General features: G+C 53.2%; 22 protein-coding genes. 12 read left to right on the top strand and 10 right to left on the bottom strand.

The annotated features are described in order from the left end of the window. Positions 1-106: 106 nt before the first annotated feature. Together AABA21_RS06660 and AABA21_RS06655 are read right to left on the bottom strand one after the other, a co-directional pair. Complete coding sequence (locus AABA21_RS06660; protein ID WP_338248201.1) at positions 107-1,465, bottom strand: ABC transporter substrate-binding protein; 1,359 nt, start codon at positions 1,463-1,465, stop codon at positions 107-109. Positions 1,466-1,714: 249 nt separating this feature from the next. Continuing rightward, entirely contained in the window at positions 1,715-2,773 is a 1,059-nt protein-coding gene (locus AABA21_RS06655; RefSeq protein ID WP_338248200.1) for a LacI family DNA-binding transcriptional regulator, read from the bottom strand. A gap of 468 nt (positions 2,774-3,241) precedes the next feature. Between AABA21_RS06655 and AABA21_RS06650 the strand changes: the two genes are divergently transcribed. From AABA21_RS06650 to AABA21_RS06615, 8 genes are all read left to right on the top strand, one after another. Next, complete coding sequence (locus AABA21_RS06650) at positions 3,242-3,466, top strand: hypothetical protein (protein ID WP_338248199.1); 225 nt, start codon at positions 3,242-3,244, stop codon at positions 3,464-3,466. Next, the gene (locus tag AABA21_RS06645) at positions 3,435-4,208 is read left to right on the top strand and encodes a carbohydrate ABC transporter permease (RefSeq protein ID WP_338248198.1); all 774 of its coding nucleotides are present in this window, start codon (positions 3,435-3,437) and stop codon (positions 4,206-4,208) included. Before AABA21_RS06650 ends, AABA21_RS06645 begins: the two co-directional genes overlap by 32 nt. A gap of 19 nt (positions 4,209-4,227) precedes the next feature. Then, positions 4,228-5,115 carry a carbohydrate ABC transporter permease gene (locus AABA21_RS06640; protein ID WP_338248197.1) on the top strand — a complete coding sequence of 296 codons (888 nt, stop codon included), beginning with the start codon at positions 4,228-4,230 and terminating at the stop codon, positions 5,113-5,115. 70 nt (positions 5,116-5,185) lie between these two features. Beyond that, the gene (locus tag AABA21_RS06635) at positions 5,186-6,559 is read left to right on the top strand and encodes an extracellular solute-binding protein (RefSeq protein WP_338248196.1); all 1,374 of its coding nucleotides are present in this window, start codon (positions 5,186-5,188) and stop codon (positions 6,557-6,559) included. Between the two features lie 360 nt (positions 6,560-6,919). Then, on the top strand, positions 6,920-7,489 hold the full coding sequence (locus AABA21_RS06630) for a hypothetical protein (RefSeq protein WP_338248195.1): 570 nt from the start codon (positions 6,920-6,922) through the stop codon (positions 7,487-7,489). Next, positions 7,486-9,936, top strand: a complete 2,451-nt coding sequence (locus AABA21_RS06625) for a peptidase domain-containing ABC transporter (RefSeq protein WP_338248194.1) — start codon at positions 7,486-7,488, stop codon at positions 9,934-9,936. Before AABA21_RS06630 ends, AABA21_RS06625 begins: the two co-directional genes overlap by 4 nt. 152 nt (positions 9,937-10,088) lie before the next feature. Further along, the gene (locus AABA21_RS06620) at positions 10,089-10,580 is read left to right on the top strand and encodes a hypothetical protein (RefSeq protein WP_338248193.1); all 492 of its coding nucleotides are present in this window, start codon (positions 10,089-10,091) and stop codon (positions 10,578-10,580) included. Between the two features lie 119 nt (positions 10,581-10,699). After that, positions 10,700-11,371: a class II aldolase/adducin family protein gene (locus AABA21_RS06615; RefSeq protein WP_338248192.1), complete on the top strand. Its 672-nt coding sequence runs from the start codon at positions 10,700-10,702 to the stop codon at positions 11,369-11,371. Between the two features lie 6 nt (positions 11,372-11,377). Here AABA21_RS06615 and AABA21_RS06610 read toward each other — a convergent pair whose 3' ends face one another. Together AABA21_RS06610 and AABA21_RS06605 are read right to left on the bottom strand one after the other, a co-directional pair. Continuing rightward, complete coding sequence (locus tag AABA21_RS06610; protein WP_338248191.1) at positions 11,378-12,337, bottom strand: amidohydrolase family protein; 960 nt, start codon at positions 12,335-12,337, stop codon at positions 11,378-11,380. Positions 12,338-12,469: 132 nt separating this feature from the next. Continuing rightward, the gene (locus AABA21_RS06605; protein ID WP_338248190.1) at positions 12,470-12,667 is read right to left on the bottom strand and encodes a ribbon-helix-helix domain-containing protein; all 198 of its coding nucleotides are present in this window, start codon (positions 12,665-12,667) and stop codon (positions 12,470-12,472) included. Positions 12,668-12,748: 81 nt separating this feature from the next. Here AABA21_RS06605 and AABA21_RS06600 point away from each other — a divergent pair, with 81 nt between their 5' ends. Next, positions 12,749-13,879 (top strand): RNA-guided endonuclease InsQ/TnpB family protein, encoded by a 1,131-nt coding sequence (locus tag AABA21_RS06600; RefSeq protein WP_338248189.1) that lies wholly within the window; start codon positions 12,749-12,751, stop codon positions 13,877-13,879. A gap of 98 nt (positions 13,880-13,977) precedes the next feature. On the opposite strand, the gene AABA21_RS06595 is transcribed toward AABA21_RS06600, so the two are convergent. Further along, positions 13,978-14,850, bottom strand: coding sequence for an IS630 family transposase (locus tag AABA21_RS06595; RefSeq protein ID WP_338248188.1), 873 nt, complete (start codon positions 14,848-14,850; stop codon positions 13,978-13,980). Next, positions 14,771-15,121, bottom strand: a complete 351-nt coding sequence (locus tag AABA21_RS06590) for a COG3415 family protein (RefSeq protein ID WP_338248187.1) — start codon at positions 15,119-15,121, stop codon at positions 14,771-14,773. Before AABA21_RS06590 ends, AABA21_RS06595 begins: the two co-directional genes overlap by 80 nt. 218 nt (positions 15,122-15,339) lie before the next feature. Here AABA21_RS06590 and AABA21_RS06585 point away from each other — a divergent pair, with 218 nt between their 5' ends. After that, a complete protein-coding gene (locus AABA21_RS06585) occupies positions 15,340-16,287 on the top strand; it encodes a DUF4118 domain-containing protein (RefSeq protein ID WP_338248186.1) in 948 nt (315 codons plus the stop codon). A gap of 47 nt (positions 16,288-16,334) precedes the next feature. Here AABA21_RS06585 and AABA21_RS06580 read toward each other — a convergent pair whose 3' ends face one another. The 3 genes from AABA21_RS06580 to AABA21_RS06570 all read right to left on the bottom strand — a co-directional run bounded on the left by AABA21_RS06580 (position 16,335) and on the right by AABA21_RS06570 (position 21,234). Continuing rightward, positions 16,335-18,482 carry an alpha/beta fold hydrolase gene (locus AABA21_RS06580; RefSeq protein WP_338248185.1) on the bottom strand — a complete coding sequence of 716 codons (2,148 nt, stop codon included), beginning with the start codon at positions 18,480-18,482 and terminating at the stop codon, positions 16,335-16,337. Between the two features lie 22 nt (positions 18,483-18,504). After that, positions 18,505-19,767 (bottom strand): glycosyltransferase family 4 protein, encoded by a 1,263-nt coding sequence (locus tag AABA21_RS06575; protein ID WP_338248184.1) that lies wholly within the window; start codon positions 19,765-19,767, stop codon positions 18,505-18,507. A gap of 114 nt (positions 19,768-19,881) precedes the next feature. Further along, on the bottom strand, positions 19,882-21,234 hold the full coding sequence (locus AABA21_RS06570) for an O-antigen ligase family protein (RefSeq protein ID WP_338248183.1): 1,353 nt from the start codon (positions 21,232-21,234) through the stop codon (positions 19,882-19,884). A gap of 312 nt (positions 21,235-21,546) precedes the next feature. Between AABA21_RS06570 and AABA21_RS06565 the strand changes: the two genes are divergently transcribed. Continuing rightward, the gene (locus tag AABA21_RS06565; RefSeq protein ID WP_338248182.1) at positions 21,547-22,281 is read left to right on the top strand and encodes a hypothetical protein; all 735 of its coding nucleotides are present in this window, start codon (positions 21,547-21,549) and stop codon (positions 22,279-22,281) included. 127 nt (positions 22,282-22,408) lie between these two features. Beyond that, entirely contained in the window at positions 22,409-22,576 is a 168-nt protein-coding gene (locus AABA21_RS06560) for a hypothetical protein (protein ID WP_338248181.1), read from the top strand. Between the two features lie 202 nt (positions 22,577-22,778). Here AABA21_RS06560 and AABA21_RS06555 read toward each other — a convergent pair whose 3' ends face one another. After that, positions 22,779-23,753, bottom strand: coding sequence for an HAD family hydrolase (locus tag AABA21_RS06555; RefSeq protein WP_338248180.1), 975 nt, complete (start codon positions 23,751-23,753; stop codon positions 22,779-22,781). Positions 23,754-23,755: the final 2 nt, after the last annotated feature.

Below are 23,755 nucleotides of genomic sequence, written 5' to 3'. Positions count from 1 at the left end.
GTTGCATGTGCCCGCTATCTTTGATTCAGGGTTAGAGGCCAGTTCAGCTTAATGAACCGACAATGAAGCCTGAGCAAGCTCAAGCTTCATTGCGCAGGATCAAAAACTACTTGGATGACACCACATTCTTCAGGTCAGACTCAAGCTGCTTCAAAGCATCGGCGGGAGAAGAGTTCTTTTTCAATGCTTTGTAGACATTGCGCTGGATAGCGTCCGAAACATCCACGTACTTTGGTGAAACCGGGCGAGGCAGGGCATTCTGCAGGATGGGTTTCAACTTGCCGAACAGAGGCTGCTTGGCCAGTACATCCTTGTCATCATAGATGCTCTGCAGGGTCACGGTATAACTGGCGTTAATCGCGCCCTTTTTCTGCGCATCCGGGCTGATCGTATACTTGACGAATTCCCATGACTCATCCTGATGCTTGGAGTATGCGTTGATAGCTGTATTCCAACCACCGATAGCCGAGTGACCAACCGACTCACTACCCCCATGAGGGAGGGACGAGATATCAAACTTATTGGGAATCTTCGATTCCTGAGGATTGTTGCTCTTCACATAGGCATATGGCCAGTTACGCATGAAGGCGGCATTTCCCTGTTCCCAGGCGGCCAGAGAAAGATCCTCGGTATAAGTGGTGACGGCTGACGGCGAAATGGTGCCGACCCAGCCTACCATCATGGTCAGAGCCTGGAGAGCCTGTGGGCTGTTGATGGTTACCTTGGTGGCATCATTGGCATCCAGTACGGAGCCGCCGAAACCATAGAGGACCTCAACGAAGTCACAGACCAATCCTTCGTACTGTGAACCCTGCCAGACATAGCCGTATTTCACTTTTGAAGGAGAAGCTCCCTTGGCGTTGTTGGTCAGATCATCCCACGTTTGAGGTGGAGTGGGGACCAGGTCTTTGCGGTAGTAGAGCAGTCCCAGATCGGTACGGAAAGGGACCGCCCACAGTTTCCCATTAAAGGTACAACCTTTGATCGGGCCCTGTAAATATTTCGTACGTTCGCTGGTTGGCCACTTGCTCTCATCAATCGGTACCGTCCACTGCTGCGCCGCAAACTGAGCAGGGTAGACGATATCGAGAGAAATGATATCGTTGGTGCTGCTGCGCGCGCGGAACATATTGTTGTACTTGGTCAGCATGTCCTGTGTATTGGTAGGACCATTCAGCCAGGTAACGTGAATACCTTTGCTCTTTCCTGTAGTGTTATTGAAGGTATCAACGATATCTTTATAGGTATTCGTCGTATCGTTATCGCTCTGCCATACGATGTTGGTTGCGGCCCCATTACCACCCTGGCTGTTGGAGCTACCACCACATGCCTCTAACAGCGACATCGCGGCTGAACTGCTCAGGCCAACCACGGCGGCCCGCTGCATAAAGCTGCGTCGTGTCAGACGACCAGAGCGCATTTTTGTGATCATTTCGTCAAGAGCCTGGCGTTGCTCATGGATCATAATAAGAAATCCTCCCTTGGATAGAATAAAACCTTTATAAAAAAAATGGGTTCTATTTTTTACCTCTAACCAAAGAAAACACAGAAAAATTGCTTGAGGTTACAACTTTGGGGCCTTTTTTACACAGAATATTTACTCTCAACAAATTTGGCTCTATTTATTGTTGAGTTGATCCCAAAAGTTGAGCAATGCTCGTTAGTTTATGAGTCTACAGTTTGACGATTAACCTTTTCGTAAGAGAAAGTAATTTTAACGTGTCTGCGGTAGTACTGAGTCTCGAATGATCAGCTGTACATCCAGAATATGATTCATATGAATTGCTTCGGGATTGCTGACGCGTGCAATTAGCGTTTGCACGGCTACTGCCCCCATAACCTCTTTATGGACGCGCATCGTGGTCAGCGGAGGTGTCAGGTGCTCCGCCAGCTCAACATCGTCGAAGCCAACGATAGAGAAGTCCTGGGGCGCATGAAAACCCAGCGCGCGCAACGTTTTAATGACCCGGCTGGCGACTGGATCATTCGCGCAAAACAGGGCTCGCGGAGGATCCATCAATTCCACCAGATTTTTACAGACGGCGAGCGTATCCTGATAGGAGTGATAAATAATCTGGTCATCGAGGGGGATTCCCGCCTCAAGTAGGGCATCTTGATAGCCTTTTTGCCGCCAGGTGAACGAGTGGATCATATTGCCGGGAAAATCGCGGGTGCTATGTTCATTGATATAGGCAATGTGCCGGTATCCCTGTTGAATTAGATAGCGCGTAGCCTGTTTGGCGCCCTCATAGTTGGCGGATAGTACGCTATCAACTTTTTGTGTCAGGCCTGATATAGAGTTATCCACCAGCACAACAGGCATGTTCACCGCCTGAATGGTCTGGATCGTCTGAGCTTCGGAGGGGCCAACCAGCAGGATACCATCGACCTCCATCTCATGTATCTGCGCCTGCAGGCTGTAGGGTGGGGTCTGATAATCGATGGCCTGATAGACCAGTTGGAGATTGTATTTGCGCGCTTCTGTTTCCACCCCATGGAGCACACCGGCCCAGAAGGGATCGCTCAGGGCCTGGCGTTGATTGAACTCGTTATAGCATAAGAGGAAACAGATCTTCTTGATCTGCAGGTCCTTTTGCTTTGATGAAGTATGGCGCGTCGCGGCCTTAAAATAGCCCAGTTCAGCTGCCACCTGCAACACACGCTGCCTGACCTCCGCATTGATATTTTGATGGTTATTCAGGGCTCTAGAAACAGTTGCAATCGATACATCAGCTATCTGGGCGATGTCTTTCACTGTTACCGAACGAGTCACGTGTTTTTCTCCTGCTGCAAACTACAGATTACCTGGCTATTCTGTAGATACCACGGCTGACGTAAAAAGTCAATAAGTCATTACAGACTTTTTTGCAGAAAAATAGCATTGACTTTTACAGAAAAATCATTATGATTACTTATATGCTTTACTATATCCATGCGGCGTTCATAGTTTGAACAAGCGAGATAAGTTTGTGGTAGACGTGTGCTACTTATACAAACTTATTGTGACCTTTTTAGCTAATCATTGAAGATGTGCTAATTCATGAAGGTAGGTGTATAATGCATAAGCAGTATCTCCATTGGCCCATCCGATCCATCCCACTTGCTCCTTTTCTCCATCCCTCTATTTCCACCATTCGCCTTTGAGTAAAGCATCAGGGGATTAACGTTCTGATAACACAAGCTTTCATGGATGAAGTTTGTTTAGAACACATTGTAAAGCATGCAAGGAGGTTGAGCGAGCATGAGTACGTCTGGTATACAGGCTGTTAACACCAATGCTAAGCAGATCGCCGACACCCAGAGGCGGTCCGGGCGACGGAGCCACAAGGATAAATTGGAGGCTCGGGAGGCCAGGGATTTCTGGCTGTTGATCTCTCCCTGGGTGATTGGCTTCATCCTTTTTACCGGTGGCCCGAGTGGTAGCTTCATTTATTTTGAGCTTTACCGATTACACGGGAACATCTAGTGCTCCCAATTTTATTGGCTTGCAGAACTACACATCCCTGTTTGCGGATTCTATCTTCCTGAAATCGTTGGCGGTAACGACGTATTACGTGGTGCTGTCGGTGCCGCTGGCGCTGATCGGCTCTCTGTTGCTGGCTCTGCTGCTCAATCAGCGCGTCCGCTTCCTGGGAGTGTTCCGCACCATCTACTACATGCCGACCGTCATCGCGGGCGTCGCGCTCTCCCTCTTATGGCAGTGGATCTTCAATCCTGACCTTGGCATCGCCAACTATATATTGAACCTGCTGCATCTACCATCTTTGCTCTGGTTCCAGGATGAGTCCACGGTGATCCCGTCCTTTGTGCTCATGAGCCTGTGGGGACTGGGTGGTCCGATGATTGTCTTTCTGGCCTCTTTACAGGGCATTCCGCCCGAATTGTATGAGGCGGCATCCCTCGATGGCTCTAATGGCTGGCATAAGTTCAGGTATGTGACTATCCCGATGATCAGTCCCGCCATCCTGCTAAACCTGGTCACGGGCGTGATTGGAGCATTCCAGATTTTTGTGCAGGGATATGTGATCACGCAGGGTGGACCGAATTTCGCCTCCGAGTTCTATGTACTCTATCTGTTTAACAATGCCTTCCAGTACTTTAAATTTGGCTATGCGGCCAGTCAGGCATGGATTCTGTTTGTCATTATCCTGGCCTTAACGATCGCGATGCTGCAGATCAGCCGGCGCCTGGTGTACTACGAGGCCTAGTGAAAGAGAGAGTAATCATATGTCATTGCAAGTAACACAGATGGACTCTGCCAGGAAGAGGGCGCTGCTGCGCAAGCGTATCAACAAGGTAATCGTCTATGCCTTGCTCATCCTCTTCGCGATCATCTTCTTGATACCGGTTGCCTGGATGTTGTCGACGGCACTGAAGCCACTGGCTGATGTCAGCGCATTTCCGCCTGTTATCATTCCTAACCCACCACTGTGGTCAAATTTTGTGACGGCGCTGACGGCGGTTCCGGTTTTTCAATACATGGGAAATTCGGCGGCCTACTGTTTACTGACGATTATCGGGGATATCCTTTCCTCCTCGCTGGTTGCCTACGCCTTTGCCCATGTGCGTTTTAAATATCGCGACATCGTCTTTATCTTCGTGCTCGCGACTATGATGATCCCGTATGAAGTATTGATTATCCCGCAGTTCCTGTTGTTCCGCTCACTGGGTTGGATCGATACCTATCTCCCGTTGATTGTGCCTACCTTCTTTGGGAGTCCCTATCTGATCTTCTTGTTGCGGCAAGCGTTTCGCGGTATTTCGCGCGACGTCGTGGAGGCCGCCAAACTGGATGGGGCCAATCACCTGATTATCTGGTGGCGGATCATCATGCCGCTCTCCAAGCCGGCGCTGGCGGCGGTTGCCATCTTCTCCTTTATGTTCCACTGGAACGATCTGATGGGTCCATTGATCTACCTCAATACAAACGAGTCCTATCCCATCAGTCTGGGCCTGTCCCAGTATACGGCGGCCTACGGTTCCACCGCGTGGAACATCTTGATGGCGGCCGCGCTGGTAGCGGTAATCCCTTGCGTGCTGGTCTTCTTCTTCTCGCAGCGCTACATCATTCAAGGAATCGTCGTTGCCCGGCCCTCCATAGAGAAGCAGCAGTAAAAGAGAGATAAGCGGGCTTGCGAGGCAGGCAAGCCCGGACGTATCGAGTTCTGATGAAGCGAGGTACTCAATGCTTAAATGGTTAAGCAGAACACTACTACTGGGTACATTTTTATGCCTGGTTGTTCTGGTCAATACCGGGTGTAGCGTGCTGGGCGTGAATGCCAAAACCCTCTCGGGCAGAACCACGGTGACGTGGCTGGTACGCACCGATGTCAACATCAATCCCTGGGAATACAAGGCTGTCGATGAGTTTGAGGCCACGCATCCCACTATCCATATCAAGCTGGTTATGGTTCCCTCGGGGGCAAATTTCGATCAGAAATTGGTGACGATGCAGGTTGGCTGGGAACCGGCCGACGTCTTCTCAACCTGGGGCAACAATAGCTGGGCGGACGAGGTTTATCGTGGTTTTGCTGCCGACCTGAATCCCTATATTCAGGCCAGCCATTTCTCCTTCGACGGTATGAATAAGACGCTGCTGGACCAGTATAGCGTCAACGGCCATGTCTACGCCATCCCGTTTTCAACCGGTGGCAGTTACACCTTCTATAATGTAGACATGTTCAAGAAGGCAAACCTGCCGATGCCGCCGACCAGCTGGGACGATCCCAACTGGACCTGGGATACCATGCTGAAAGATGCTCAGGCCATGACGGTGAAGAATGCCTCTTTGAATAATCGCCAGTATGGCATGAGTGATGATCTGTGGCCGGAAAACGCCAACCCAATGCTATTTGGTGGTGATTATTTCCAGAAGTCTACCTATCAAAATGGCGTTGTTTCAGCGACTACCGCGACCGATCCGCTCGTCGTGAAATCGGTGCAGTGGAAACGCGACCTGATGTACAAATATCAAATTGCGCCTCTGCCTGCTGATGCCAGCTTGCTCAATGGGTTTTTGAGCGGTAAAGTGGGTATGTCTATGACCGGCGTGTGGGGATTTTGGGCGAACAAGCCGGCCACATTCCACTGGGCGGCGGCTCCCATACCACACTTCAGCAATAACACCCAGGATGTCCTGTTTACCGACCCCTGGATGATGTCTAAGGACTCCAAACATCCCAAAGAAGCCTGGACATTTATCCAGTGGCTATGCGATCCCGCCCATGGCGCTAAATCCTATATGGAGACGTCCGGTGCCGTTCCCCCCTGGTCGCAATTGCTGCCGGAATGGGCGGCGAATACCCATAAGGTTATGCCCGCATTGTCCAATGATCAGTTGATGCAGTTGGCCCAGGGCTCGTTGGACCATGGCAGGGAATCGATCAATCACCTGGCGATTAGCTATGGTCAGTTCGACAGTGTGATTACAAACGTGTTATCGCCCGTCTACAATACCGGCAAGGTCGATCCGTCTAAAGCCCTCAATGATGTGCAGCAGCAGCTGCAAGAAACCATCCAGAAAGTGGGGCCGGTCAAACCACTTTCTGCGATACACTGACCCCGGATTTTTCCAAAATCCAAAAAGTGGGGGGAGGGGTTCTCCAGGGCTGACCGCCCTGGAGAACCTCTCCCCCCACTTTCATTTGTTTTGTATATCGCTAATATCTCACATCTGTGGTGCTCACCAACTCATCAAACAAATGCGGCCGCGCAGCGGATGCCCGTGCGGGGGTGCTCACGTGCCCCGGTAAGAGAAGAGCGAGCCACTGCCAGGTGGGAAATACATATTTCTATCTATTGACGCTGAGCTGTAGAGGCATTAGTGTTGTAGCACACTTATTGTTTAAAATCTGGCCTGGTGGACGTTTATATAACAAAATATTGGTGGGATATATCTCTAGAATGAAAGGTAGATAGCTTGTCAACCCGGCCTTCTCCATATCGTGAGCGCGCGTTAAAGCATTATTCACAGCAGCAGCAAGAGGTGGTAGTACCGCGTCTGATTTCGTTGCGCCTGGCGGCCGTGTTATGGATCGCGCTGGCTGTGCTGCTGGTTGCGGTCGTGGCTTCCTGGTTCGGGCGCATTCCACTGTTCGCTACGACGTCGGGTATTGTGCTGGGCCAGAAGACGGGCCAGCAAGCCGCTGGTATGTATATTTTTATCCCGGCCAGCCAGGTGGATGCCGTACAGGTGGGCATGCCGGTGCTGGTCCATATCGGGACCAGCGGACCCGCATTTACAACGACGGTCGAGAGTGTAACGAAGAATGCTCTGGCGCCGACGGATCTGCGGCGCCAGTTTGATGCGGGCAGCAACGGCTGGAACGTGGTACAGGAGCCGTCGATTGTGGTCAAGATCAAAACGCTTCCGCAGCTGTCGTTAAAAGCACTGGCGGGTAGCGCCCTGACCGCTCAGATACAGGTTGGCACCCGACCTGTGCTGGCACTGATCCCTGGTATTGGTCAATTTGTGGGGGGTACAAAGTGAGCAATAAAGCTAATGATCTGGATGCCTCGATTCTACAATCGGGCAAACGTCGCTCAGCCTACCTGGCGGACTTACAGGCTCCAAATCAGCCGATAGCACCTGAAGTACAGGATCTGATCGATCATCGTGAGCGCACGATTTTAACGCAGGCATTGTCTCTGCAGTCGGCCATGGCGCGCGAGCAGGCACAGGACCCGACTGCGGTTCAGATGCCTTCCGAGGCGCCGGCCCCTCCGCCAACCCCCAAAGCTGAAGCTCCGGCCGTGCCGCCGAAAAAATATACACATAAACATCGCGTGCCTCCTTTGCAGCAAATGGAGGCGGTCGAATGTGGCGCGGCCTGCCTGGCGATGATCCTGAGTTACTACAAGCGCAAGACCACCGTGGCCGAGATGCGCGAATTTTGTGGCGTTGGGCGCGACGGCCTGAACGCGCTGGCACTGGTAAAGTCCGGCCGCGCCTTTGGCTTGAAGGTGCGCGCGATCTCATTGCAAGAGAACGACTTCAGTAACGTTAAACTCCCGGCCATCGTTCACTGGGAGTTTAACCATTTTCTGATCGTTGAGCGCTGGACCCCTGATGAGGTGTACCTTGTTGATCCCGCCAGTGGGCGTCGCAGCGTGACCGGAGAAGAGTTCGATCGCAGCTTTACCGGCATCGTAATCATGATGGAGCCCGGCCCCGACTTCTCAACGGAAACGGCGCCATCTCAGCGCGTGAGCCTGGGCTCATATGTGACGCGCTACCTGGGACTGGCTCCGGGCGCGATGGGACAGATCCTATTGGCTTCCCTGCTCCTGCAGGCCTTTGGACTGGTCGTGCCGATCTTTACCGAGATCGTCGTGGACCAGATTCTACCTCTGAGGCTGCGCGATGGATTGACACTGGTGAGTATCGGCCTCCTGCTGCTCATCATCTCTCAGACCGTCACCACCCTGCTGCGTGCTACGGTGCTGGCGTATCTACAGGCGCGACTGGACATGGAAATGATGCTCAATTTCTTTGATCATCTGCTCAAGCTGCCTCTACGCTTCTTTCAGCAGCGCTCCAGCGGTGACCTGATCTCGCGATTGAGTAGCAACCTGGTGATTCGCGATGCCATCGGTAACCAACTCATCTCGACGGCCCTGGATGGTGTGTTTGTCGTGGTCTACTTTTTTATCCTGCTGACCGCCTCACCCTTGATCGCCTTTATCGTGCTCCTGATAGGTACGCTGCAGGGGGTATTGCTGCTGTGGACCGCGCGCCCGGTACGCGAACTGGCGCGGCGCGAGCTGATCGCCAGTGGCAAGGCGCAGGGCTATTTCTCGGAGGTCCTCACAGGGATCGTCTCTCTGAAAGCCGCGGGCGCCGAGCAGCGAGCCCGTAGCACCTGGTCCAATTTCTTTTTTGAGCAGATGAATGTGTCCGCGCGACGCAACTATCTCTCCTCGCTCATCTCAACCGGCATGAGCTCCCTGTCTTCGCTGGCCCCATTTCTGCTGCTGTGGGTGGGTACCGTCCAGGTACTTAATAATCAATTGTCGGTCGGCACCATGCTGGCCCTGAATGCGCTGGCCATCGCCTTTTTGACGCCGCTGTCATCCCTGATCAATAGTGCGCAGACCCTGCAGTACATCCAGGCTCACCTTGAGCGTATCTCGGATGTGATGGATGCGACCCCTGAGCAGGACGAGATGGCGGTCAAGTTGCCGCCGCACCTGTACGGCAGTGTACGCCTGGAAGGTGTCTCATTCCAATATGATCCCAATTCGCCCCCTGTATTGAAAAATATTTATGTCAATATCGCGGCCGGTCAGAAGATCGCGCTGGTCGGTAAATCGGGATCGGGCAAGACGACCCTGGGCAAGCTGATGCTTGGTCTGTATCTGCCGACCGAGGGAGAGATTTTTTACGACAATCTTCCTCTTAGCGCGATGAATTACCAGGCAGTACGCTCACAATTCGGGGTAGTGATGCAAGAGGCCAACATCTTCAGCGGCTCGATACGGCAGAATATCGCCTTCAATGATCCCTCAATGAGTATGGAGCGTGTGATTAAAGCCGCGCAGATCGCCTCGCTGCACGATGATGTGATGCGCATGCCCATGGAATACGAGACCTTTGTCTCGGAAGGCGGAAGCGCGTTATCGGGCGGCCAGCGTCAGCGCATCGCCCTGGCGCGAGCGATCGCTACCGCACCCGCCATTTTGATGCTGGACGAGGCCACCAGCAGCCTGGATGTCGTGACCGAAGCCGCGGTTGAGCACAACCTGCGCAAATTCGCCTGCACGCAGATCATCATTGCTCATCGCTTAAGCACGATTCGCAACGCCAACCAGATCCTGGTTCTCGATCAGGGCAAGATCATCGAGCGTGGTTCACATCGCGAACTGTTACATCTGGGCGGCTTCTATGCCAGTCTGATCCAGAGCCAGCTAGAAAGCGGTGAAATCAAAAGCGATTAATATTACCTACCATTCTAGAGTTTTTTATATTATTATTATTAATGTAGGTTCATATACTTTTTGTCCTGTATACTGCCTGAAAGCGTAAAACCAATTAAGCTACCTGGCTAGCCCCTGGTTTTATCCAGCAAGCTAGAGAGGACCCAAGTGCCATGAAATATCCTTTTCGCGACTTCCCCTCGCCCCTGGGAGCAAGAAACTCTCGGCCCCTCGGCGGTCCACCTGATGAACTTGATCGCTGGCTGGTGCGTTGGCGATTTGGCATGTTTAAATCCATACATCGCCTGCGCCAGCATCGCTGGCGTGTCGTCGGTGTTTTGCTTATTCTCGCGCTGCTGGTCACGGTCTGGCTGCTCCCCATGCCCGATGAAACCGGGGCTGCACAGACTATTCACAATCGCGAGACTACATTAGTGGCAGGCTTGCAGAAAGTATGTGACCATCCACAGCAGGTCTTTCAGCACTTTGGCTATGCTCAGGCGAAGGTACCGGATAAAAGCACCCTGTCCCAACTGCCGACCCCCGCGCACCTGCAGTTGCAGAAGCAAGGCGATATGACCTATGATCCGACCACGGATATTTTATGTACCATCGGGGGATCAGGCATCTATACCCGCTTTATCCAGCAGCCGCAAAAATGGTGAACTGCATCGCTCTTGCCTGTATTTGTTACTCTTGTTAAGAGCATGGTTGGGCAACATTTTTGCTGGCTTATAATAAAGCAGGATGCTGGAAAACGGAAGGATCGATAGGGAGGAAAACGATGGCTTTAAGTTATAGCGCATTGCGTGAGCAGATGGTCGATGCGGCCCGGCTCCTCGCGCAAACGGGCGTGCTCTCGCGCAGTGGACACGGCAATATGAGTGTGCGCCTGCCCGGAAAAGATCTGATGTTGATTACCTCTATCAGTCATATCGCGCACCTGCAGCCTGAACAACTGGTGGTGGTAAACTTTGACGGCGAGGTTATTGAGGGCGCGCTCGATCCAACGACGCGCGAGATTATCGGCATGCACGCCTGTGTTTACCGTGAACGCCAGCACGTACAGGCTGTTATCCATACGCATTCGCCGCGTGTGACCAGCTTTGCCCTGGCCAACCAGCCGCTGCCCTGCGTGTATGAGGCGATGCTTCGCTTTGGCATCGTTGAGGATATTCCGGTTGCTGACTGGGCGCCTCGCGGCTCTGAAGCATCGGTCAATAATATTGTGAAGCAGCTACGCGCCCATCCCCTGGTGCCAGCGGTCTTGCTGGGTAATCATGGTCTGCTCTCATTTAGCCAGGATATCCAGGCCGCGGCGCAGCTGATTGTGATTATGGAGGAAGCGGCCGAGATGACGTTGGATGCACGTTCAATCGGTGGCGAAAAGCCTTTCCCGGCCGATGCGCTAGAGCGAGAGCGCCAGCATATGCAGCGTTATGGTTCGCTTTCCTGACACAGGTTAATAATGGGTGCCGAGTGCGAGCAGGCGTTCGATATTGCCACTGAGCACGGCCGCCTTGTGCTCTTCACTGAGATTGAGATTGGCCAGGAGTTCATCGATGCGCCGGCGGCTCGTGATGGGCATAATTGGCCAATCGCTCCCGATGAGCAGGTGCTCTGGTCCCAGCACATCCAGGGCGAAGCGCAGCGTTGGCAGATCAAAACCCATCGTGTCAATATACAGATTTTTGCGTGCGTTGGCGGGTGGCGCGCCCTTCCAGCCATCGTCCCGGGTATATTCCTGTTCGGCTATGCCCGCGAAGATCAGGGCTGCTACGCCGATCATTGGCAGCACAACTTTCAGACCGGCATATTTGTCCAGGATACCACCGCGCAGCAGTGTCAGCATACTGGCGGTATGTTCCGTTCCTCGTGCCAGTAGCGTACCGGTGTGTCCCATACGTGCCAGCCGTTCCGTCAGGCCTGCCGGGCTAACGGGATGGATAAAGACAGTGATGCCCAGTTCTGATGCCGTCTCAAATACTGGACGGACCTGTGGCGCATCCAGGTAATGGCCGCCCTGCGAGCAATCAATGCAGATACCAGATAGATGAAGCTCTTTGATCGCGCGCACCACCTCACGGGCGGCCGCCTTACCCTGGAAGGCATCGATGGTAGCCAGGCCGAACAGGCGCTGCGGATAGCGCGCCACCAATGCAGCGATCTGATCATTGATGCGCTCGATCAAGATCATAGGGAGCTGCTCGACGGGCGAGACGATCGTACTGGCCGGTGCGCTGACCACTTTCGCATCGATGCCAGCCACATCCATCGCCGCCAGTTGCGCATTAATATCTGTCAGAAGAGGCCAGGCGCGCGCGATGCGACTCGCTCCCTGGGGCGAGGGCAACGGTAGCCAGCCTTCATCATAATAATGACTATGAAAGTCAATCAGGCGAGGTGGGTCCTGTGAATGCATAAGAACATCCTTATTTCTGATAGTCAGTAATAAAATATTCTTCTGTTATAGCATGCTTTCCTCTGCATTTCAATAGATATTTTTGCGCATAGGTATGTGATTACAAAAAGCGAGCGAGAAAGCCCCGTCCATTCATGGCGGGGATGAATCGCCGTTCCTTCTTTGGGGCTTGGGATGGGACAGATATTTAGGGTCGCGCCACATCAGATAGGCATCGATCGCTCGCCGTGCCATCTCGGATGCGCTCGTATTCTCTTCTTGGGCGATCTGCTCTAGCTTCTCTTTCTGATAGGTGGGCAGATACAAGTTGGTTCGAACCATCTTCTCCATCGCATACTTCCTTCTTGACATACATCATAATTACGATGTATAATTATAACAGAACACGCTTGTCAAGGCAAGGAGGTACCCATGCTCACCTACGAATACAAACTCTCTGGCTCCAAAGCCCAATATGCAGCCATTGATGAAGCCATCCGGGTTTGCCAATTCATTCGCAACAAATGTCTGCGCCTCTGGATGGATCAACGTGGGGTGGGCAACAATGACCTGCAGAAATATTGTGCCGTCCTGGCCCACGACTATCCCTTTGCCAATCGGCTCAACTCCACCGCTCGTCAAGTGGCCGCCGATCGCGCCTGGTCGGCGATTTCCCGCTTCTACGCCAACTGCAAAGCGCATCAACCAGGCAAGAAAGGCTATCCCCGCTTTCAACATGATAGCCGTTCGGTGGAATACAAGACATCAGGTTGGAAACTGGCGCCGGATGGACGCCATATCACGTTTACGGATGGCTGTGGCATCGGTCGGCTCCGTCTGGTAGGCACCCGGAACATTGAAACCTTCCCCATCAAGCAGATCAAGCGGGTGCGTCTCATTCGGCGCGCAGACGGCTACTTTTGCCAGTTTGCCATTCAAGCGGAAAGGGTGGTTGAACACGCCCCGACTGGAGCCATCACGGGTATTGATGTCGGGCTCAATGCCTACTACACGGACTCCAACGGCAATACCGTTGAGAATCCTCGCTATTATCGCAAAGCGGAAAAGCGCTTGAAACACCTCCAGCGACGACTCTCCCGGAAGAACAAAGGGTCAAAGAACCGGATGAAGGCCAGAAAAGCCGTCGCCAAAGCCCACCTGAAAGTCCAGAGGCAGCGCGAAGATTTTGCCCGCAAACAGGCAAACGCGTTAGTGACATCTCACGATCTCATTGCTTACGAGGACTTAAAGATTCCCAACATGGTACGCAATAGGCACCTTGCCAAGTCGATCAATGATGCGGCCTGGGGTCGATTCCTGGCCTGGGTGAACACCTACGGAGCCATCCATGCCATTGCTGTGATCAAGGTGGTTCCCAAGTTCACCAGCCAGGACTGTTCAGGATGTGGCACACGGGTCAAGAAATCCCTGAGCGTGCGTACCCACGTCTGCCCCAGTTGTAGCCTGATTCTGGACCGTGACCACAACGCGGCGCGTAACATTGTAGACAAGGCACTCAGTACCGTAGGGCATACGGGAACTGATGTACCTGTGAGTGCATGAAACGCTTCTGGACATCGGACCTCTCCTCAGCAGGAGCAATTCTGTTGAGCACGTCCGATGGCTGAAAGAAGAATCCCCCGGATTATGCAGTTTGAAAATTAAAGGTGGACTTTGGGAAACAGGAGAGATTCTGGCGTTGGAAGCCGCAACGATACCAAGAGGAGAACCCCTGTTTCCCGAAGAATCTCTTGTGAACCTTCTCGCATATTCTCAAGCCATTGATCAACCCACTCCCTCCATGGTTTCGTTTTCTCAAAATACTCATGCATATGTGTTCTCTCCCGATTCAACTTTAACCATATCTTCTCAATGGGATTGAGCCATGGTGCATAGGTGGGTAAATACAACAAGCGGATCTTGCTGTGGCGCGCATCTAAAGAGGCCTGGACCTCTTTATTCACGTGCACAGACCAATTGTCTAGGGCGATGAAGAGTTCTTCGACATCAGGATACTGCTCTTCTACCTGCACCAGAAACAGGAGAAAGGTTTTCACGTCGGCGCGGTAACAGCGTTTGCTGATCAGCGCTCCCGTGTGTGCATCAAAGGCTCCCATCAGACGAAACATCGAGTTGAAGCCCGCATACTGCTGCGCTGGCTGAGCCGTTTGTCCTCGTCCGCTGTAACTGCGTGCTATCGTCGCATTGCGAGCCACTTGATGCTCATCAAGATAGACAAAAGCGAACCGATGTGGCTCTCGTTGCACCTGCAAGCGCGCTTGCCGAATCCTTGCCACTTTCTCATTGTAAAGCAGATCAGGAGAATGCACCGTCTGCCTTCCTCGTTTATAACTAATTGCCAAGCGCTTGAGCAACCGACTGATGCCTGAGAGACTACTTTGCTTCAACCAACTGATCGTCGCCTTGATCGTTGCCAGGGTCCAGCGACTTTGCTCATGCTCGTAGAGTCGAGGGTTGCGTGCCAGCACGCCTTGCATGTCGGCGGTTGCCAGATCGATATTCTTGTGGTGCACAGGGGAAAAAAGAAGGCTTGCGGCCTCGTCCATCGCGCACCAAGAGGCCTTCTAAGCCCTCGTGTTGATAGCGAGTAATCCATTGACTCACATAGTCTTCTGAGACAGACTTGTTGAGTCCGTGAGCGGCCACCTCTCTGATCGTCATGCCACTGCCGACTTTGAGGATTGCGGCTGTTTTGGTGCGCATGTAGGGCAAGCGATGGTGATCGCGGCAATCGCGCAATTCTTGCTTCTGTTCTTCACTGAGAACCACTGTTCGTCTTCGCATACCTCTGCCTTTCCTTCCCGTTTTCACCTCTCTTTTCTCAGCCTATCATACTCCACCTTTAATTTTCAAACTGCATTATCCGGGTGGAGTGTCAAGAAGGCATATAATAGGAAGACCTGATAGTTAATGAGATAGATATCGTCATTTGATGGACATCCTGTTAGCGGTTGGCATTCTTCGGACCTGGTTTTGCTTTTTTGTTTGAAAGAAGAACGCATATGCAAAACGTAGAAAGTATCCCTCAACTTCGAGGTCGCAAACCATTTAGCTGGCGAGGGATTTTATTAGAGAGCGTGTTTGGCTTTGGCGCAACATTAGGGGTGACCGCGCTGATTGCCACCTTCCAGCTTTATCCGCGCATCCCAAATATCTCCATTATCTATCTGCTGGTGATACTGGCGCTGGCCAGTATCTTTGGACGCTATGCTTCTCTGCTGGCCTCGTTTGTGGCTTTCTTTTCGTTTGACTTCTTTCTGGTCCCGCCGCTCTACCTCTTGACGATCAATCGTTGGGAAGAATGGGTTGCCCTGTTCGTATTTTTGATCACCGCCATTTTGACGAGCCAGCTGACGATTGTGCTACGCCAGCGCTCGGCCCTGGCTCGGCAGCGTGAGAGCGAGGCGCGTATCCTCTATGAGCTGATTCGCTTGAGCAATTCCCATGAGTCGTTAGAGGACCAGTTAGAACTTGTGGCGCTGGCTGTGCTCAAGGTATTTGCCGCCTGGGGCGTCAGCCATTGTGCCCTGCTGTTGCCTGACGAGCAAGGTGCATTAAAGCAACTGATGACTTCTGGTCCAGGCGGTTTTGCATTAGATTATGACGAGCGCCTGCTGGCGGTCACGGCGATGCTGGAGGGTCGTCTGATGGAGAAGCGTTCAACCTCGCAGCCATATAAGCAGGATGCCACACTCAATATCCGCTATTATAAGTCTGTGCCACCGATTACAACTCTGCGCTTGATCCCTTTGAAGGCCGACGACCAGTCGTTTGGCGTCCTCTGCCTGAGGATCATCAACCCTGTACCCTGGTTTGCTACGCTGGAGCGCATGGAAGAGAATCTGGCTCGTACGGGGTCACAGGTTTCTTTCTTCTGGACCTTCTGCGAGCAGGCGGCGTCGCTGCTTGAGCGTGTGCATCTGCGCTCAATGGTGCAACATCGTCCCTGATGTAATCCGCAAGCTCTCTGTTGTTATTGCCGCTTGCATGCCAGATGTCAGCGTTTTCTGCGGCGTGGTTGTGAAGCGACCATGTCCGGCAACGCCAGGGTCTCTGCTGGCCAGTGTTCCTTGATGAACTGGATAACCGCTGGCATAAAGACCTCTGGGCTTTCCAGCCAGGGATAGTGTCCTACGCTTGGTATGGTTAGCAGACGGCTGCTGGGCACGGTTTGAGCCCACTCCGTGGAAGAGGATAGCGGTACGAGATCTTCCGAGCCATGAATGATCAGCGTCGGAACCCTGAGATTGGCAAGCTGGGCGCGCCAGTCCCAATCGCCGATTGAACGGGCAAAGATGTCAAAGAAGGTCGAGATGGCATCTGGCCATTCATTGGGGGAGATCCAGGGATCGCTCTTCATGCTGGCGAGGGCGGCCGGTCGGCCCATCTGGCGCGGCAGGCGCGTCGCCTTGATATATTCACGGTTATAGGTGCCGGGATCTGTTTTGTCAATGCCTTGCCTGAGCATCTCCTCCAGCCGTTTGATCGCCCTGGGGTCCAGGCGCCTATCTGGATCGAGCATGCGCGGATCCTCATATGGGCCACTGCGCAGAGCCATGGGGGCCACCACGATCAGGCTTTTGACGTACCTGGGATGCTGCAGACTATATAAGGCCGTGGTGCTGGCCAGGTAGGACCAGCCGAGCAGGGCGCAGTGCTCTACATTGAAGTGCTGGCGTATCGCCTCCAGGTCGTTGATGTCCTGCTGCATTCCAATTTTATCGGCCGTGCTGATCGCGTTTGATCTGCCGCGACCGCGCTGATCATAGAAGATCAGGGTATACTCCTGAGCCAGCGCCACCAGGTCGTCCGCCAGCCAGCTGGCGGCCGGAATGATTACTGTCTGCGGTTTATTTCCGACTACTTTATAATACAGGCGCACATCTTTATCGATCTGGAGATATCCCTCGGGCGTGCGCGTGGCGATGGACGGTAGCGGCAAGGTATCTATGCTGGTGATGTGTTGTGTTGGCTGCCGCTGTTTCCGGTCTGGACCTTTTAAGAGGCCGGCTTTGCGATTGGACGTTGTAGCTGGGCTGTCTGGACTGGAAGGCTTTTTTTCTGATCGAGGTAGCTTGCCTGAGCGCTTCCGGGTCTGAGTGTCGTCGGCCCTATTCTGATAGTAGTGCGCGGGCAGATCGCGGGCGCGTAGCTTCTGCTTATTGATAACGCAGCCTATCACCTGGCAACCCGGCCACGCTAACTGCTGGTATACGCGCTGAATGTCTTTCTTGCGGGCCCGCGTGATATCAACCACCACCAGGATCGCGTCGACTTTCGCCGACAGAATGGCTGTGTCCGATAGGCCCAGCAGGGGTGGTGTATCAAAGATGATTACATCAAAATCGCTCTCGTCGAGCATCGCCATAAAGTGATCCATGGCTTGCGAATCCAGGAGTTCTGGCGGATCGGATGGCAGGGGACCACCCGGCATCACCAGCAAGTTAGGAATGTTGCCGGAGTGCAGATAGTCCTTGAGCATGCTATGTTTGCCCTTGCTTAACTCTTCTAAAATGGTGGTAGGTGAGCCGGGGATGGCTTGCTGTGCCGACTCACAATGCGTGATGGCGCAACTGAAGCCGCTTTGATCGGGTGGCAGATGGAATTTTTGCGCTAGCGTCGGACGGTGCAGATCGGCATCGATCAGGAGCGTCTTTTGATTGGCTCGCGCCATAAAGATGGCCAGGTTGGCCGCGATCGTACTCTTCCCTTCCTGTGGGGTAGCGCTGACAACCATCACCGTGCGGATAGGCTTGTGTGCTTGAAGGAGGCCAAGGCTGGCGCGCAAGAGGCGATAGGCCTCGCTATTGGGACTCTGATCGAGAGGCCTCAGCAGTTCCTCCAGCCTGCGCCCTTTTCTCTTGCGAGCGGCGCGTTCCCGCCAGATGGTCGTGAGCAGCGGCCAGTCGACCAGCCGCATCAGGTCCTCTTCTTCGTATATGTGAGGATCGCGGAGCTCCAGAAAAAAGGGAAGCAGCAGCCCGATCAGGAATCCCCCGCCCACACCCAGAGTTGTATTCACGCACACATCCGGCTGAACCAGCCAATTGCTGGCTACAAATGCTCCCATTCCCATGATGAGAACGCACAGGGCGATCAATTTCCAGCGTCTCCCTGCGGCATGCATATACTGCTGAATGGTCATAAAATGAGCCTTTCCATATATCCTACATTTTTCGGATGTGTTCGGTGTGGGAATTATGGGTGAACGGTAACGGTGTTTCGGTATGGTGGAGTTCGGCGTTCCCCGATAGCTCTACGTAGATTTGATTGAGCATGGCCGCCGCACTGGCCCAGCTATGATGGGTGATGACGAATTTGCGTCCCTGTTCCCCAATGGCTCGGGCCAGTAAGGGATAGCTGAGCAATGTCAGCACCGCTTCAGCATAGGATTGGGGACCCTCGGCCACGAGTAGTTGCTGACCATTGAGCGTCCCCAGTGATCGGCTACAGCGAGGTGTCGTCACAACCGGGGTCTCCATTGCCAGGGCCTCAAGCACATTAAACTGGTGGCCACCAGGGACCAGCAGCGGATCCAGGGCAACCGCCGCCTGATCCAGGTATGGGCGCACATCTGGCACATATCCGGTCACCGTAATGCGCGCATCCTCCGCCAGTGCCTTCACCGCTAGAGGAGGATGGGAGCCCACGATTGTCAACGTCGTCTCTGGCTTCTGTTGCCAGATCAACGGCAGAATATGTGCGCAGAAATGCAGGATCGCCTCGGCATTGGCGCATGTATCCAGGTGAGAGCAGAAGACCAGCGTACTGGAATGCTCGGGCCGCGATCGCCGGGGCTTGAAATACTCGGTATCCACGCAATTGCGAACGACCTTGACGTTATGCAGCCGCCCCATTAGCAAGCCCAGGCGGTCTCGCTCGGATGCATCGACGGTTACAATCTGCTCAAACTGTCCCAATGCGGACTGTTCAAAGTGGAGCATCCTCTGTAGCGCGTTCTGGGCGAACCACCCTGGATGTGGACGATGCCGCGTATCCAACGTTTGCTGCAACCGCCAGGATGCGCAATTGATCGCGTCATAGACAATAGGCACCTGCACCTCATCGCGCAGGCTATTAAGAGCAGGGACCAGCTCGGCGCCCTGGGCCTGAATAAGCTCGATCCGCTGGCGCTGGATCACCTCTTTCAGGCATTGGACCAGCAGAGGAGAGCGGTAGGAAGCGATATGTAAAGGGACGCGGCTCGCGAATGCCCGCAGACGATTGCTGTACATGCGCCACTGCGAATGTGGCACTAGATCGATAGAAACACAATAGGGCTCAATCTCTTTTAATAACGTCAACTCATCTTGATGCATGAGTAACGCCACCAGGGCTATGTCATGCTCCCGCGAGAGCTCTTTGAGCAAATGAAATGAGCGTGCCTGAATGCGCGAAGGCACCTGTGGAGTAATGAATAAGATGCGCATAATAATCAGTCCTTAGCTACACCAGAAGATGGCTTATTTATTTTGTTTACTTATGATTATTGTACAGGGCAGCATAAAAGTTATGATTAGTTATTTATCAACCTTCTGACAGTATTATGTGGATGGCTCTCGTTCTGTCTGTAGCTGTTTTTGGGGATCCGGTAAAGGCTTAGGGAGCGCGGGATGCGTACCCGCGATCTCCCACCTGGGTAAGGCGAGCACGATTCCCAGCAGCAACCAGTGATACGAGGCGAGGACCTGGTCCGCGGTGCCATGTATCTCTCCCAGCGAGGGGAGAAATGTGTTCCCACTAAAACTAAGGATGAGCAGGGCTATATAATAGCCCAGATAGGATAGAGCGATGGCCTTGCCCGCGGCGCTTACCGCCCTCATGAAGCGCTGCAGACTGATGTAGCCGATCGCGATAATCATCCACAGCAGGCAGAGAACGCCCTGCAGGCCCATCTCGGCCAGCAGTTCTAAAAACTGATTATGTGCCCCTCCCCGGGCATCCATCCCATAGAGGCGGGCCGCAAACTGATAGTTGCCCGCGCCGACGCCCAGCCATGGATGGCGCTGCCAGATGTTCAATGCCTCCCACCACCTGGACTGATCATCAGCGGTATTGCTCTGATTTGGGATGAGCATATGAAGGATGATCGGTAATAGGAATGGCAGAAGAAGGGCCACGATCAGGGGGAGTACGCCAATATTCTTGTGACGCAGGCCGAGCATGATCATAGCCGAGACACAGAGCGTTATCCAGGCGGTGCGCTCAAGCGAGAGCGCGGTCGCCAGGATCAGTATCAGGGTCGCCAGCCACCAATAGCAGGCCGCTACACGCCGGCGGGCATAGAGTGCCTGTCCGAATGCGATACACACAAAGAAGATAAGTTGTGTGCCAGATATGCCTGTCACCCGGCTGAATAGGGATAGCTGCCGCACGGTCGGTATCATAAGGTGCACATAATGTTCGGAGGGCGCGGTCCAGACTACGATTAGCGCGTAGAACAGGCCCAGTGCCGTACAGGCCGTGACGATCCGCCGCACATCGTGCACGTGCTGGACAAACTGTGGCAGCACGATCAGTGCCATCGGTAGTCCCAGGAGCAGCAGCATCTCGGCAATGTTGTGAAGCGTCCATGCGTTGTCCAGATGGTGCAATGTATCGGCTGTGTACAGTGCGGGATTAAGCCTGGCATAGATAATCGAGACCAACCCCTGTAAGATTAAAAGCATCAGAGGCAGCAAGATATGCGGTGGAAGGGAGGGCGGACCGGTCCTGGTTCTGGCCCTGAGGCCGCGCAGCAGGCCAATCGCTACCACCACCATAAACAGTATATTGCCCACCAACAGACGGAAAGGAAGCCCGGCTGTTGTCAGTGGACACGTAATGCTGGGGGCCGCGATCAATAGATATAGCGGAACCAGCCAGCGATGGAGCTGTCCGTTCTTATATATTCTCATTTTCTTATAGCTTGTATATCCTTCAGGCATAGCATGCCGCACCCGGACACATCTATACTTGTATGATAGCCAGTACGCCAAAGTGAACGAACATCATCTTTTTTCGAAACCTGAGTTATGGTAGTTGCGTATTAATGGGGTAGAAGACGCGGTGACCATAAAGCTTGAAGTACTGTATCACCCTACTGGTGCTAGATCCTATTTTCATTTATAATGAAGCAAGAAAAATTTAATATGCTCCATCATCTCATTTGAATAAATGAATGTTCAATATATATGAGATGCCGCGCTGCTTATAGTAAGGAGTATTTTATGCAGCCTTATCAGCGTCCTCCTGAAGGAGGAAGACTCTCATTTCTCTATGGCCTCATCTTTGGTCTGGGTATGTTTCTGGTGGGCGTCATTTTTTACTGCATCAACACCTTTTTACTCTCTTCTAGTCTGGTTCTCCCGCTCTTTACTGGTGGTCTGGCCGGGTTGATCGACCTGGGCCTCTACTTTTTAGTGGGTACGCTGGTAGCTCGCAAGACTGGTAGGGTGGGGACCGCCACGATCGCGGGTATCTGGACCGCTGTGTTTGATGGTGTGCCTTATGCGATCTTTGCTACGATCATGTTTTTCACCGTTACATTGAATCGCCTCTCTGCTTCTCAGCCAGCGAGTAGCAGTTTTTCGCCGGACGCCACACGCTCGATCCAGACAGCGGGTGGTATTTTGGGCGTGGTAATATCATTGTTGCTGACGATTGGTGTTGGCGCGGGCATGGGCGCATTAGGTGGTCTGCTGGGACGCAGCCTGGCCAGGAAGTCTGGCAATCCCTACCTGGCTGGCCCACCTCCATATGGGCAACCTCCCTATCCTGGTCAGCCTTTTTATGGCCAGCCCCCCTATCCTGGCCAGCCGTTCTATGGGCAGCCACATCCTGATCAGCCTCCATATGGACAACCCTACCCTGGACAACCCTATCCAGCGCAGCCCCCCTCAGAGTCCTTCATATCCCGGTCAGTCTGCGTATGGTCAACCAAACCCGGGTCAGTCCAATCCTAATCAGCCTGTCGCCGGGCCATCACAGCCCGAACAATCGGCGTATGGTTCATCGCAGCTAGAGCCAACGCAGCGGGCCGGCTCTTCTTATAGATCTCCGCAGCCGGGACAACCTGCCTATAGACCATCGGTGCCAGAACGACCCGCAGAAGCGCAAAGAGAGCAGGTACCTGCTGAGGATAAAACGGTCTATGCTTCTGGTCCCCAGGCGGGGACGGCGCCATCCGCCGCGAATAACTATCCCAATGCGGATGCTGATAAGCCGTCGGATGAGCAACTTCCCTACCGTCCAAATTAATCTGTTGAAATTTATAAATTGACCTTGCTCTTATGACCCTCGTCTGTGGCATGTACGAGCTTTCGCACCTCCGGTGCTCAAAAGTCATTACTCTGTTGGTGCAACAGGTGCGAATGCGCGCCTGTTGCACCAACAGAGTAATAGAGTGTGGGAACGCCTGCGTTTCCCAGACCCAGGGGCATGCTGGGAATCAGTTACATTCTTATCGAGCTGTGTTGTAGGTGGCCTCTGTGGAGGCAATTGAGAAGACGTGTTTGAAGTCACGCTTCATACTGATGATATTCCAGCCGTGCAAGGTGGCTGCCTGCAGCGCCTTTTCGGCTCCATGATCATAGGCGAACTCTCGCTCTTCGTCATCGTGATGTATCAGCAGTGGCAGGTGTGGACGCGCCTGGTGTTCAGTATACAGGAGCATATCCAGATCGCCATTTGAATTGCCGACCGATAGGATCGGCGGCTGACCGATATGCACGTGTATATTGACAACCTTACCGGGACCTTCATTCAGCGGTTCAACCATGCTTTTCTGCCTGATGAGCAGTGGCCGATCATGCTGCGTTTCCAATTTTACCATCACCGAACTGCCGATCACATGACTGCTGGGAACCCCGTACATCTTCTCCGCGATCTGACGCACAAAATCTGTCTCACCCCCCGTCACCACGTAGATCTGAAACTCGTGCTGTCGTAGATATGTCATCAGCTCGACCATAGGCGCATAGGCCATCTCGGTAAAGGGACGCTGATAATGTGGGTGTAACGATTCCTGGAAGAATGAGCGCACCTTCTGCACATACTCATCCTGTGGCAGGTCGGAGACGGCCTGCAGGATCAAGGTATCTATTTCCTCAATGCTCAATGCCTGAAAATAGGCCCGATCATCCTCTACAAAAGCTTTAAACGGCTGTACATCGCGCAGCTCTGGATGGAGTGCGGCCTGCTCATGGAAGTATTTGATAATAAAGATTTCCTGCACATACGATGGTTTCTCGCACCACAGCGTACCATCGTTGTCAAAGGCGGCAATCCTCTCATCCGGGGGAACGTAATCGGGACTATCCTGGGAGCTGACCCTGCGCACAAAATTACGGATAGCCTGTTTTGTTGGCCCATCATGCCAGGATGCCAGGGCATCCTTCTGCTCCGCCGTATCTATATCATAAAAACGATTTGTCATGT

The sequence above is a fragment of the Dictyobacter halimunensis genome, assembly GCF_036245075.1.
Note: the sequence above shows the minus strand (reverse complement) of the source record. Positions and strands in the feature narration are given on the sequence as shown.

Bases quoted from the DNA above. Each gene is read 5' to 3' on its own strand.
- AABA21_RS06660 (WP_338248201.1), bottom strand. From the start codon at position 1,465: ATGATCCATGAGCAACGCCAGGCTCTTGACGAAATGATCACAAAAATG.
- AABA21_RS06650 (WP_338248199.1), top strand. From the start codon at position 3,242: ATGAGTACGTCTGGTATACAGGCTGTTAACACCAATGCTAAGCAGATC.
- AABA21_RS06640 (WP_338248197.1), top strand. From the start codon at position 4,228: ATGTCATTGCAAGTAACACAGATGGACTCTGCCAGGAAGAGGGCGCTG.
- AABA21_RS06635 (WP_338248196.1), top strand. From the start codon at position 5,186: ATGCTTAAATGGTTAAGCAGAACACTACTACTGGGTACATTTTTATGC.
- AABA21_RS06620 (WP_338248193.1), top strand. From the start codon at position 10,089: ATGAAATATCCTTTTCGCGACTTCCCCTCGCCCCTGGGAGCAAGAAAC.
- AABA21_RS06615 (WP_338248192.1), top strand. From the start codon at position 10,700: ATGGCTTTAAGTTATAGCGCATTGCGTGAGCAGATGGTCGATGCGGCC.
- AABA21_RS06610 (WP_338248191.1), bottom strand. From the start codon at position 12,337: ATGCATTCACAGGACCCACCTCGCCTGATTGACTTTCATAGTCATTAT.
- AABA21_RS06605 (WP_338248190.1), bottom strand. From the start codon at position 12,667: ATGGAGAAGATGGTTCGAACCAACTTGTATCTGCCCACCTATCAGAAA.
- AABA21_RS06600 (WP_338248189.1), top strand. From the start codon at position 12,749: ATGCTCACCTACGAATACAAACTCTCTGGCTCCAAAGCCCAATATGCA.
- AABA21_RS06590 (WP_338248187.1), bottom strand. From the start codon at position 15,121: ATGCGAAGACGAACAGTGGTTCTCAGTGAAGAACAGAAGCAAGAATTG.
- AABA21_RS06585 (WP_338248186.1), top strand. From the start codon at position 15,340: ATGCAAAACGTAGAAAGTATCCCTCAACTTCGAGGTCGCAAACCATTT.
- AABA21_RS06580 (WP_338248185.1), bottom strand. From the start codon at position 18,482: ATGACCATTCAGCAGTATATGCATGCCGCAGGGAGACGCTGGAAATTG.
- AABA21_RS06575 (WP_338248184.1), bottom strand. From the start codon at position 19,767: ATGCGCATCTTATTCATTACTCCACAGGTGCCTTCGCGCATTCAGGCA.
- AABA21_RS06570 (WP_338248183.1), bottom strand. From the start codon at position 21,234: ATGAGAATATATAAGAACGGACAGCTCCATCGCTGGCTGGTTCCGCTA.
- AABA21_RS06565 (WP_338248182.1), top strand. From the start codon at position 21,547: ATGCAGCCTTATCAGCGTCCTCCTGAAGGAGGAAGACTCTCATTTCTC.
- AABA21_RS06555 (WP_338248180.1), bottom strand. From the start codon at position 23,753: ATGACAAATCGTTTTTATGATATAGATACGGCGGAGCAGAAGGATGCC.